This is a genomic window from Kitasatospora sp. NPDC089509, from assembly GCF_044749365.1.
GTDB lineage: Bacteria > Actinomycetota > Actinomycetes > Streptomycetales > Streptomycetaceae > Kitasatospora.
This window is the reverse complement of sequence record NZ_JBIVHS010000006.1, coordinates 435,965-447,563: the sequence shown is the minus strand read 5'-3', so window position 1 is coordinate 447,563 and position 11,599 is coordinate 435,965. Positions and strand designations below refer to the sequence as shown.

Annotated in this window: 6 protein-coding genes; 2 read left to right on the top strand and 4 right to left on the bottom strand. The window is 74.0% G+C overall.

Translation table 11 applies throughout. From position 1 onward, the window contains the following. Positions 1 to 177: 177 nt before the first annotated feature. The gene (locus tag ACIP4P_RS16490; protein WP_400918717.1) at positions 178 to 3,384 is read right to left on the bottom strand and encodes a M28 family peptidase; all 3,207 of its coding nucleotides are present in this window, start codon (positions 3,382 to 3,384) and stop codon (positions 178 to 180) included. Between the two features lie 330 nt (positions 3,385 to 3,714). Here ACIP4P_RS16490 and ACIP4P_RS16485 point away from each other — a divergent pair, with 330 nt between their 5' ends. Continuing rightward, positions 3,715 to 5,145: a helix-turn-helix domain-containing protein gene (locus ACIP4P_RS16485; protein ID WP_400918714.1), complete on the top strand. Its 1,431-nt coding sequence runs from the start codon at positions 3,715 to 3,717 to the stop codon at positions 5,143 to 5,145. Positions 5,146 to 5,277: 132 nt separating this feature from the next. Here ACIP4P_RS16485 and ACIP4P_RS16480 read toward each other — a convergent pair whose 3' ends face one another. Together ACIP4P_RS16480 and ACIP4P_RS16475 are read right to left on the bottom strand one after the other, a co-directional pair. Beyond that, on the bottom strand, positions 5,278 to 6,633 hold the full coding sequence (locus tag ACIP4P_RS16480) for a hypothetical protein (RefSeq protein ID WP_400918910.1): 1,356 nt from the start codon (positions 6,631 to 6,633) through the stop codon (positions 5,278 to 5,280). 216 nt (positions 6,634 to 6,849) lie between these two features. After that, positions 6,850 to 8,073, bottom strand: coding sequence for a pyridoxal-phosphate dependent enzyme (locus ACIP4P_RS16475; RefSeq protein WP_400918711.1), 1,224 nt, complete (start codon positions 8,071 to 8,073; stop codon positions 6,850 to 6,852). 115 nt (positions 8,074 to 8,188) lie between these two features. Here ACIP4P_RS16475 and ACIP4P_RS16470 point away from each other — a divergent pair, with 115 nt between their 5' ends. After that, the gene (locus ACIP4P_RS16470) at positions 8,189 to 8,503 is read left to right on the top strand and encodes a hypothetical protein (protein WP_400918708.1); all 315 of its coding nucleotides are present in this window, start codon (positions 8,189 to 8,191) and stop codon (positions 8,501 to 8,503) included. Between the two features lie 127 nt (positions 8,504 to 8,630). On the opposite strand, the gene ACIP4P_RS16465 is transcribed toward ACIP4P_RS16470, so the two are convergent. Next, positions 8,631 to 11,462, bottom strand: coding sequence for a penicillin acylase family protein (locus ACIP4P_RS16465; RefSeq protein ID WP_400918706.1), 2,832 nt, complete (start codon positions 11,460 to 11,462; stop codon positions 8,631 to 8,633). Positions 11,463 to 11,599: the final 137 nt, after the last annotated feature.

Below are 11,599 nucleotides of genomic sequence, written 5' to 3'. Positions count from 1 at the left end.
GGCGGGTGGGCTGCGAAGGGTGGGGGCGCAGCGGGCCGACTCTACGGCAGTCGGGTGGCCGGACGGTCACGCGAGGTCACCGTCCGCCTGGGTGGCGCCCCGGACATGGCTGCGCCGCGGTCCGTCCCCCTCGACGGATCGCGGCGCAGCGGCTAAGGGGGTGTCAGACGGTCAAGGTCACACGGCCTCCCAGAGGGCGGGGACGATCGGCGGCTCCCAGCCGACCTGGGCGGTGTGGCCCTGGACGCAGCGGTAGCTGACGCCGTTGTAGGTGACCACGTCGCCGGCCTGGTAGGTGGTGCCGGGGGTCCAGGCGTTGCCGGGGTTGGGGTTACCGCTGCTCACGACCAGGGTGAAGCTGGTGGTGTGGGTGGCGGAGCCGGTCCCGGTGAGGGTGATGCTGTAGGTGCCGGCCGCCGTGTTGGCCGCGGTGGCGACGGTCAGCGTTGCGGAGGCGCCGGACTGGACGGAGGACGGGCTGAAGGAGACCGTCACCCCGGCGGGGGCGCCGGTGGCGGTCAGCTTGACCGTCTGGGCGCTGCCGGAGGTGGTGGCGGTGGCGACCGTCGCGGTGGCGGAGGCGCCGGCCTTGACGGTGGCGGTGGTCGGGTTCACCGAGAGGGAGAAGTCGTTGGCGGGGGTGGTGCCGCCGACGGAGGTCTTCCAGATGGTGGCGGCCACGCCGTTGGCGTTGCGCTTGAGCACGGTGGCGTCGACGTTGCTGGTGGTGTCGCAGGACTGGTGGTAGCAGGAGTCGTAGGACTGCCCGGCCGAGCCGCCCCACTTGGCGGCCTGCGCGGAGGTCTTGACGGCGCTGGCGCCGGCCGCGTAGCCGGAGGTCGGGACGCCGGCCTGCTGGAAGGAGGAGTCGTCGGAGCGGCCCTGGCCCTCGACGTTCTCCTCGGGCTGGAGGTTGAGCGAGTCCCAGTAGGCCTTCAGCGGCGCGGAGGCCGCGGAGGTGAGGTTGTTGATGAAGTAGCCGGCGTTGGGCGAGCCGACCATGTCGAAGTTGTAGTAGGCCTTGATCGCCGAGCGCTGGGCGGAGCTCAGCTGGCCGACGTAGTACTGGGAGCCCTGGAGGCCCTGCTCCTCGCCGGTCCACCAGGCGAACCGGACGTGCCGGGTGAGGCTCGGGTTCTGCTGGGCGAGCGCGAGGGCGTTCTCCAGCAGGACGGCGGAGCCGGAGCCGTTGTCGTTGATGCCGGGGCCGGCCGCGACGCTGTCCAGGTGGGCGCCGAGCATGGTGACCTGGTCGGTCGGGCCGCCGGGCCAGTCGGCGATCAGGTTGTTGGACTGGTAGGTGCAGGAGGTGCAGGTCTGCTCGCTGACCTGGAAGCCGGCGGCCTGCAGCTTGCCCTTGAGGTACGCGACGGACTGGGTGTGTCCGGCGCTGCCGGCCCGGCGGTTGCCGCCGTTCTGGGTGGCGATGGTGTTCAGCTGGGCCAGGTCGGCCTGGATCTTGGCCACGTCGATGTCCGGTGCGGGGCCGCCGGGTGTTCCGCCGCCGCCGACCGTCAGGGTGTACTGGGCGGTGTGGGTGGCCGGGCCGGCGGTGCCGGTGACGGTGATCACGTAGCTGCCGGCGGGGGCCGAGGCGGAGGCCGAGAGGGTCAGCGTCGCGGACGAACCCGCCTGCACGGAACCGGGGTTGACCGTCGCGGTGACCCCGGTCGGGGCGCCGGTGGCGGTCAGGTTGACGGTCTGCGCGGTGCCCGAGGTGACGGCGGTGGAGATCGTCGCGGTGGTCGACGAACCGGGCTGGACGGAACCGGCGGCCGGGCCGAGCGCGAGCGAGAAGTCGTTGTTGCCGGACGGCGTGCAGGTCGGGTCGCCGCTCTGCGCGGGCACGCTGACCGCGTCCCAGGCCGCCTTGGTGCGGTTGTAGAAGGTGCAGCTCGGGTCGAGGTTCTTGGCCGCGGTCAGGGTGGTGGTGCGGTACCGCTTGTAGGTCATGCCGCTGGTCTTCAGCAGCATGCCGCCGTACCAGACCTGGCCGGCCTGCTTGACGCCGATGCCGGTGACGCTGGAGTTGTTGCAGGTCGGGCTGGTGGGCTTGCCGCCGCCCGGGTTGGAGCCGTTGGACAGCAGGTAGAACCAGTGGTTCAGCGGCCCGGCGGCGGCGTGCACCTCGGTGCTCGGGATCGAGGAGGAGTAGCAGTCCGGGTCGTTGTTGACCCGCGAGGGCTGGTAGAGGTTGCGGATCGGGCCCTGGCCGACCAGGTTGATCACGCGGCCGACCTGGTAGTCCGGGTAGTCGTAGGGCGCGGGCTCGTTGTTGTACTCCTTGGTGAGCGCGCCGAAGATGTCGCCGGTGCCCTCGCCGAGGCCGTTCTCGTTGTTGGCGCCGCCCGGGGTGTACTGGTCGATGCCGTGGCCGAACTCATGGCCGACGACGTCCTGGGCGGCTATCCACTCGCCGGCCTGGTTGTGGCCGATCGAGACCGAGCTGCCGTCCCAGTAGGCGTTGACGTCGTTCAGGCCCATCTTGATCGGCCAGCTGCCGCCGTTGCCGTCGTGTCCGTTGCGGCCGAGCCAGTCGCGGAGCATGTCCCATTCCTTCTGGGCCGCCCACATGGCGTCGCCGCAGCCGTTCTCCCGGCTGGACGGGTCGCCGTTGCCCCAGGAGTCCGAGGACTTGGTGAACACCTGGCCGGAGTCGATGTCGGAACAGGACAGGCCGGGCCGGTTCGGGTCGCTCAACGAGTACGAGCCGCCGGAGTTGGTGGTGCTGATGGTGAGCGGCCCGGGGCCGTTCCACTTGCTGTTGACGGTGCCGGCCTCGACGTCGTCGTAGCTGTCGACCACCTCGCCGGTGCCGGCGTCGACGAAGACGTGCAGGTGGCTGGGGGCGTGCTCGGTGCGGCCGGTGAGGACCGTCTCCCAGGCGAGCCGGCCGGCGCCGTCCTTGACCCGGACGACCAGGCGGGGGGAGTCCGCCTTGTCCACGGTCGGCAGCTCGGTCCGCGCGGTCTTCTCCGCGTCGGCCGCGCTGATCTGCGGGGTGGTGGATCCGCCGACCGGACCGGTGGCGGCCGACTGGAGGCCGCGCACCCTGCCCTGTCCGTCGGCGAGCACCACGGCGTCGCCGCCGACCACCGGGAGGCCGTGGTAACTGCGTTCGTAGGAGACGGAGTAGAGGCCGTTCAGCCAGGGGGTGACGGTGCGGCGCTCATAACTCTCGCCGGGGCCCTTGGCCAGCGCGTCGGCGCCGGCCGCGGCGGCCGTGTCGGCGGCGTTGACGGCGGCGGCCAGGGCGCTGGGCGGCGCGGGGGAGGGCGCCGGCGCGCCGGCGGCCGTTCCGGCGGTGGCGCCGACCAGGCCGGCCAGCACGGCAAGGGTGGTCGCCGTGCTGAGCAACCGGCGTGGGGAAACTCTGCGTTGCATCGAGGCTCCTCGCGTGTGGGGGTCCTCGACCGCGGACGGCAAGGCTGGTGGCGCACCGCAGGCCGCGTCCGGGGGACGGCCGCTGCGGGCCGTCCGCGCTCGGGTGCCCGAACACTCACATGACGTCATGCTCGGGTCAATGGCTGGTGCGGGCTCGGCATAGGGTTGGCAAATTCCGTCAAGGTGCGGCTGCCGTTTCGCGTCAAGCTGGGCTTTCCCGCGAGTGGTTGAGACCACATCATGTACGGGGCGGGTGCGATCGAGTAGCGTCCTTCCCGTCGGCAATCGTCCCAGGGCCCCGGGTCGGGGCCCGCCGTCGGGGAGGCAGTCGTGCACCGTGTGGGCTCCGTCGCCACCTCGGCTCCGCCGGCCCCGCCGCCCGCCCTCGCACCGGATCCCCACGTCTGGCGGGAGTTCGGCGCCCTGCTGCGGCACTGGCGCCGCCGGGCCGGACTCACCCAGGCGCAGCTCGGCGCCGGGATCGGCTACGACCACACGGCGGTCAGCAAGATCGAGCACGGGACCCGTCGGGTCGCCCCCCGGCTGGTCGACCGGATCGACGGACTCCTCGGCGCCGGAGGGGAGTTGGCGGCTGCCGGGCTGCGCGCCGAGACGGCCGGGATGTCGCCGCTCGGGCCCTTCGCCCCCGGGGTGCTCCGGCCGCCGCTGCCGGGCGGGGGGTCCGGCGACCCGGTCGGCTCCCCCGGGGCGGCCGTCGCACCCGCCCGGCTGCCCGACTACGGGCTGCTCTGCCCGTTGCACGACGCCGAGGGCTGCGCCGTCCCCCCGCCGGACGAACTCATCGCCCGGTACACCGAGTTCTGCACCGCCGACCCGGCGACCGGCGCCCCGCTGGACGCCGACACCGCGCACGCCCTGGCCGGGTTGCTCGCCGCCCAGCTGCGTGCCGCCGAGGCCGGCGTGCACCCGGGGCTGGTCGCCGACGTCGAGCGGACCCTGCACGTGGTGCTCGCCCGGCTGGCCGTCGCACCGGCCGCCCAGCGACGTCCGCTCGCCCGGCTCGCCGCCGAACACGCCCACGCCGCCGGGGCGTTGCGGATGCAGGGCGGCCGGAGCGCCACCGCGATGGCCTGTTTCGACCGCGCGCTGGTCTGGGCCGAACTCGCCGGGGACCAGGCCACCCAGGTGGGCACCTTGAGCGACCTGAGCGTGCTGGCCCGGCTGGACGGCGATCCGGCGGCCGCGCTCGGCTACGCCCGGGAGATCGACCGGGTCGCCCCCGACCGTCCGTGGGCGGGGGCGATGGGCCGGGTCAGCCAGGCCCGGGCGCGCGCCCTGACCGGCGACGTGCGCGGCACCGTACGACAGATCACCTTGGCCCGGGCCGAGTTGGAGCACATCGACGCCCGGGACGAGGCGGACGTGCCGTGGCTGTCCATCGCCTCGATGCGACTGCGGGTGGAGTCCGCCGCGGCGGCCGCCCTGCGCGACCTCGCCGCCGCCGTGGACGACCCCCGGCTGGCCCGGCGGGCGCTGGCGGCGACGGAGACCGCGCTCGGGCTGCTCGGACCGGACCAACTGCCGGCCAGCCGGCTGCTGTTCACGGTACGGGCCGCCGACTGCCATGTGTGCGCCCACGATCCGCGGGCGGCCGTCGAGCTGCTCGGGCCCGCCCTGGAGACGGTCCCGGTGGGTGCGGTGCCCGCGCTGGTCGGGCACGAGCTGCGCGGGCTGTGCGAGCGGCTCGCACCGTACGAGCCGCAGGCCGCCCGGCAGTTGGCGGAGCGGGCCGGTTCCTGAGCGGAGCGGGCCGGTTCCTGAGCGGAGCGGGCCGGTTCCTGGGCGACGCGGTGGGTCCGCGTGCGCCCCGTGGGCCGGGCCCCTCGCACGGGGAGACCCCTCGGCCTGGCGGAGCCGAGGGGCCGGTTCGGGTCAGCCCAGGGTGAACCAGGTGCTGCGGGACTTCTGCCACTCCGGGTGGGTGAGGTCCTTGGCGGCGGTGCCGTCGCCGTACAGGTCGGCGGAGCCGTTGTCGGTGATCAGCTGGGCGCGGGCGCCGGGGGCGTCCAGGTCCGGCACGTCCGGGACGGCCTCCCAGGCGCCGGCGTCGCCGGTGGGCAGGTCGATCAGCTTGACCGGCTTGGAGGTCGGCCGGCCGTCCCAGCGGTAGAGGGCGTACGGGGCGGAGTTGTCCTCGGCCGCCCAGGAGCCGGCCACGATCAGGTACTGGCCGAGCGCGTTGCGGCGCAGGTCGCGGACGGACAGGCCGCCGAGGTCCAGCTCGATCGGCTCGCCGATGGTCGCGTGCTTCGCCGAACCGTCGAACAGGGACGGGAAGTTGGTGACCGGCACGAGCAGCGCCCGGCCACCAGTGACCGCCGGGGTGAGCGGCGCGCGGAAGCCGATGTACGCGGTGGTGCCGCTGCCGGGGGCGAACTCCAGCCCCTCGACGTTGAATCCGTCGATCTGCTTGGGCGCCTGACCCTCGGCGGAGCCCTCCGCGAAGCCGTAGCGGTTGCCGTGGGCGCTGTCCCAGGCGATCAGGTCGTCGCGCAGCCCGTGGTACGAACCGGCCAGCGAGAGCTGGGTGTCGGCGCCGGAGCCGGTCACCTTGGTGGCGAACAGGGTGTGCCGGTCGGGCTTGACCTTGCCGTCCTTGTTGTTGCCGAGCGAGCCGGTCCAGTAGACGGTGTCGCCGACCCGGGCGGCGGCCTCGATGTCGATCTCCTTGCTGACCCCGAGCGCCGCGCTGAAGTCCCAGGTGCGCACGGGGGCACCGGAGTTGTTGCGGTCGTAGAGCCGCAGGGTGTTGGACTCGTCGTCGCCGACCAGGATATGGCCGCCGCCCGCGTCCACGGCGGCGGAGGCGTCGCTGGAGCCGGTCAGGTAGCGGCTGGCGCCGGAGTCGTGGACGGCCGGCGAGGCGGCGTAGTGCAGGGTGCGGGTGGCGGTCTTGCCGCCCAGGCCGGTGACCTTGACGGTCAGGTCGGTGTAGCCGACGCCCTGGGCGGCGACCGCCAGGGTGCGGGTCCCGCCGCTGCCGGTCACCGTGACGTCGCCGGTCCGGGCCACGGCGGTGCGGGTGCTGCCCGAGGCGGCGACCGTCAACGCCGAGGCGGGGGCGCCGCTCTGGGCGATCGTGACGCCCACCGTCGGGTCGCCGACGGCGCCGACCGCGCCGGACAGGTAGCCGGCCGAGAAGGTGATCGTCGGGGTGCCGTAGGAGACCGCGGCGGACGGCACCGCCGGGAGGGCGAGCACGGGCACCGCCGCGACGGCGACGGCCAGCGGCAGCAGGCGGCGGGGGGAACGGATCACGGTGACGGCCCTTCGACGCGGGGGAGTTGGGGCGGAGTCAGCCTGCTGTGCGTGGGCGAACGCCGACCCTACGTCAGCGAACGGTACGACGAACAGCAGGCTTCCGGAACCGGTCGTGCGCGAGCCGTCCCCGGGGTGCGCCGCCCCGGGGGTGAGCCGTCCCGGGGTGAGCCGTCCCCGCCGGGGTCAGGCGCCGATCCCGGCCGCGCGCAGGCGGCGCTCGACCTCCTCCCAGGTCGGGGTGACCGGGGCGGTCGGGCGGCTGCCCATGCCCTTGTCCTTGAACCCGCTGGAGGTGGAGACGCAGACCACCGGGCCCTCGTCCGGTCGCGGCGCCCGCTCGCCGAGGCTGCGCAGTCCGGCCAGACCGGCCGCCGCGGACAGCTCGGTCCACAGTCCGGCGCGGGCCAGTTCGGCCTGGGCGTCGGCGAGTCGGCGGTCGTCGACGGTCAGCGCCGCACCGCCGCTGCCGCGCACCGCCAGCACGCCCCGGTAGCCGCTGACCGGCGAGGCGATCGAGTACGCCGCGCTCGGGGCGACCGTCACGTGCGCGGCGGGGAGGCCCTCGGCGATCGCCCGGTGCAGCGGGCCGGAGGCCGCCGACTCGCAGGCGAAGATCCGCGGCACCCGGTCGGCCAGGCCGAGGCGCTGCAGCTCGGTGAAGCCCTTCCAGACGCCGAAGAGCAGCTCGCCGTAGCCGGTGGGGACGAAGACCGCGCTCGGCACGCCCACGTCCTGGAAGATCTCGTAGGCGACGGTCTTGTAGCCCTCCGGGCCGTACGCGTGACCGGTGTGGGTGGGGGTCAGGTTGCTGACCGGGTGCAGTCCGAGCCGCTCGACCACCAGGCGCAGCAGCGGCCAGCGCGCCTCCCACGGCACGGGCAGCACCACGGCGCCGTAGGCGTTCAGGAAGGCGTCCACGGCGGGCGGTGCGTCCGGGCCGGTGAAGACCACGCAGGGCAGTCCGGCCCGGGCGGCGTACGCGGCCGCCGAGGCGCCGTGGTTGCCGGAGGAGGCGACCGCGATGCCGGGTGCGCCCGCGCCGACGGCGGCGCTGGTGGTGCAGCGGTTCAGCCGGTCCTTGTGGCTCCAGGTCGGGTTGCGGGACTCGTCCTTGACGTACACGCCCGGCTCGATCTCCACCAGCGGGGTGGCGCCCTCGCCGAGGCCCGGTGCGAGCAGCGGGGGCAGCAGCGGCGCCCAGCGCTCCAGGCCGCCGCGGGCCCGGACGGGGGCGAACAGGGCGGCCGGGTCGACCTTGTCGTAGGCGTAGTCGACCTCGACGGGGTAGGCGAGCTCCGCCGTGCCGGTGCGCGGGCAGCCCGAGGTCAGCGGAGGCCAGAGGGGGTAGTCGAGGGTGGGGTCGCCGAGTGAGCGCTGGCCGGTTGCGAGGGAGTCGTCGGTTGCCATGTAAGCAGCCTAGGGCGGTTTCGGGTGCTACCGGGCGGGTTTTTGAATCTTGGGCGGCGGACACACTCCGGGGGATGTTCGACGACGGACAACCGGACGGGAGCTGGGGAGCGGGATGGACAGTGTGACGGACAGTGGGATCGGGGCGATGGTCGACGCGGTCGACGAGGCCCGGCGGCAGCTGCGGGAGAACGCGCTGCCGAAGGCGGAGGCCCGGGTTCGGGAGCGGGTCCCGGCGGCGGAGGCCGTCGTGATGCTCGGCTCGCTCGCCGATCTGCTGGAGGTGACCGGGGAGCTGGCGGCGGCCCTGTCCGAGCGGATGGCCACCCACCAGGGCCCGGACGTCTACCACCAGGCGGGCGTCCGGCTCCGGGGCGAGGCGGGCAATCTCCGGGAGGCCGAGCGGAAGGTCGCCGAGCGGCTGAGCTGAGCGGTTGAGCCGAGCGGTTGAGCTGAGCGGTTGAGCTGAGACCCGGCGGCGCGCGCGGCCGCCGACACCCCGGGAAGGGTGCCGGCGGCCGCGCCGCGTCGCAGGGCCGGTTCGGCTCGGCGCCGGTTCAGCGGTGGCCGGAGAACTGCACCACCTGCTGGTACGTCGGCCGGTTCTGCCAGGTGGTCTTGTCGTCCGTCACCCCGCCCAGCGGCCGCTGGATGATGGTGTCGGCGCACCACTGGTCGCCCGCCGCGCAGTCCCCGTCGCCCGGGTAGACCTGGGCCGGGGTCTCGGCGGCGGCCCGGACCAGGGTGTTCAGCAGGACGGTGCGACAGGCCGTGAGGTCGCCCCCGCCGCAGAACGGACGGGCCAGCGGGCCGGCCACCCGGTCGCCGAGGACGGCGCGCAGGTCCTTGTCGAGGTAGCTCCACCAGCCGTACTGGAAGGCCGAACCCTTGTGCGGGATGGACTCGTTGGCGCTGACCGGGCCGCCGCCCGTCGCGCCGCTCTGGCCGCCGGACGGCGACTCGTTGATCTGCAGGGCGCCGGTCAGCGCGGTGAACAGCGGGTCGCCGAGCCCGGGGCGCATCACCCCGTCGGCGACCAGCGGCCACCAGGCGTCCAGCACCCGGATCGCGTCCGCGTCCGCGTAGCCGTGGCTGCCGGCCGAGGTCTCCTTCCGCTGGGCGCCGTCGGCCAGCCAGGCCTCCAACTGCTGGAGGGCGGTGAGTGCGGCCGGGTCGGTGACCGGGGCGCTGCGCAGCACCCGGATCAGGTCGGGCAGTACGTCCTCGGCCCGCAGGTCGGCCAGTGCGGCGCCCTCCATGGCCTGGGTGAGCGAGACCCGGCTGACCTTGCCGCCGCCGGCGATCAGCGCCTTGACCCGGTCGTCGAGCAGGTTGGCGCGGTGCACCGAGCCGTTGCCGAAGCCGGCCGAGGTGAAGCCGCTCGCCTGCTTGTTGTTCCAGGAGACGTAGTAGTCCTGGTCGACGGACTGCGGGTGCTCGGCCGGCGGGGTGTACCGGGCGGTGTTGGTGGCGGGGTCGAAGCCGGCCCACTCGTAGGCGGGTCGGGCCAGCACCGGGAGCCCGGCGTCGACCCCGGCGGCGCGCACCGGGTTGCTGCCGGAGTTGTAGTAGGCGGTGTCGCGGGAGTCGGCGTAGAACCAGTTGAAGGTGTAGTTGATGTCCTGCGCCGCCTGCTGGAAGCTCGGTGCGTCGTGCACCGCGCCGGGGTCGTTCAACTCCTGGAAGCCGATGATGGAATCGGCCTCGTGCCGGTAGGTGGAGCGCAGCGCGGTGAAGGCGACGGGTGCCCCGCCGACCGTCCCGCGGGCGGTCACCAGTCCGTAGTTCGACCGGTACATCACCAGGGTGTACGAGCCGGCCGGGGTGGCGTCGGCGGTGGTCGGGCTCCATGCGTCCCGGCGTTCCAGCCGGTCGAAGGGCAGGCACTGCCCGTGCCAGAGGTAGGAGTTGGCGGCGGTGGTGACCGGTGAGCCGTCGGTGGTGCAGAGCGGCACGGCGTAGGTGTCGGTGATGTTCTGCCCGGCGGAGGTGGCGCTCCAGGCGTAGTCCTGGCCGCGGCCGAGCTGGACGTAGAAGCTGAGGCCCGCGAAGGCCGCGCCACGGGCGCTGATGCCCGGGCCCTGGAGTTCCTCCAGCATCAGCAACTGCGGGGCGAAGTAGCCGGTTTGCGGGCCGAAAACGGCGACCGGGTGGCCGTCGTCGGTGTGCGCGCCGGAGACCACCAGGGCGTTGGACATGCCGTGCTTGGCGGTGAGCAGGTTGCCGGGCAGCACGCCCTTCGCGGCCGTCGTCGCGGTGCCCGCGGACCCGGTGGCGTCGTAGATCATCCGCTCGGGCACCACCGAGCCCGGGTCCGGCAGTGCCTGGCCCTGCGGGTCGTCCGGCACGGTCCCGTACGGGAAGCTCTGCCCGTCGTGCAGGGTCCGCACCGCCTCCGGGTCGTCGGCCTCGCGCAGCGACGCCCACACCGCGTCCCCGGCGTCCTTGCCGTACCGGGCCTCGGCCGCCGACTTCACCTGGGCGGAGGCGAGTTGACCTCCGCCGCCGGAGCCGAACAGGGCGCCCACCACGGAGGCCAGGGCGACCAGGTCGGTCAGCTTGAACGGCTCGATCGAACCGGCGTTGGTGATCGGGTCGATGTGGCCGGTGAGGTCGTACTCGCCGGGGAAGGTCCGGCCGTTGTACGCCTGGGTGACGTACTGGTTGATGCCGTCCAGGTAGGCGTTGGCGTCGGCGAGGGCCTGGGTGGCCCGGCCGCCGCGGGCGGCCAGCGCGTCGATCTGCTGCTGCAACTCGGTCTCGGTGTACGGCGCGGCCTGCCAGAAGCTCTGCTCCAGCTGCCGGTTGGCGGCCGCACCGCCGGCGAAGCCGGACAGTTCGCCGCGGCCGACGTGCCGGAACAGGTCCATCACCCAGAGCCGGTCCTGGGCGGCCGCGTAGCCCGCGCCGAACTCGGTGCCGTAGCGCGTCGTGCCGGTGATGTGCGGCACGCCGGTGGCCTTGTCGCGCACGATCGTCACGTCCGGGCGCGGGCTGGTGGTGCTCGCCGCCTGGTCGGCGGGGACGCCGGACGAGGCGTCATTGAAGAAGTTCCGCAGCCCGGCCTCGGTCAGGCCGGGGTAGCCGGAGGCGAGGGCGGAGTACGGGCCGAGCTGGTCGTCGGTGTGCGCGGGGCGGCTGCCGAACATCCGGTTCAGCAGGATCTCGGCGAGCGTCGCGTTGCCGTTCTCGCCGGGCGGGAGGATGTCGGTGCACCGGCCGCCGCAGTAGTCCGGTGCGGCCGCCGCCGTGGGGGAGGCGGCGGCGCTGCCGGGGGCGGTCAGGGCGGCGGTGGCGAACAGGGCCGACGCGAGGACGGCCGCGGCCGCCCTCGGGAACCGGCTGCGGGGTCTGCGGGGGCGGTGGAGGGGGTGGGGGCGTAGGCGCAAGGCGAGCTCCTCCGTCGAAGCCACGGGGAGTCGACGGTAGGGGCGCTACTGGCCGGTTGGCTAGTGGCGTGCATGCCATTTCGCCTTTGCCGTAGCGACAGTTGACCCGTCGTCAGCGGTCCTCGGGGGTGGGCCAG

Bases quoted from the DNA above. Each gene is read 5' to 3' on its own strand.
- ACIP4P_RS16470 (WP_400918708.1), top strand. From the start codon at position 8,189: ATGGACAGTGTGACGGACAGTGGGATCGGGGCGATGGTCGACGCGGTC.
- ACIP4P_RS16490 (WP_400918717.1), bottom strand. From the start codon at position 3,384: ATGCAACGCAGAGTTTCCCCACGCCGGTTGCTCAGCACGGCGACCACC.
- ACIP4P_RS16475 (WP_400918711.1), bottom strand. From the start codon at position 8,073: ATGGCAACCGACGACTCCCTCGCAACCGGCCAGCGCTCACTCGGCGAC.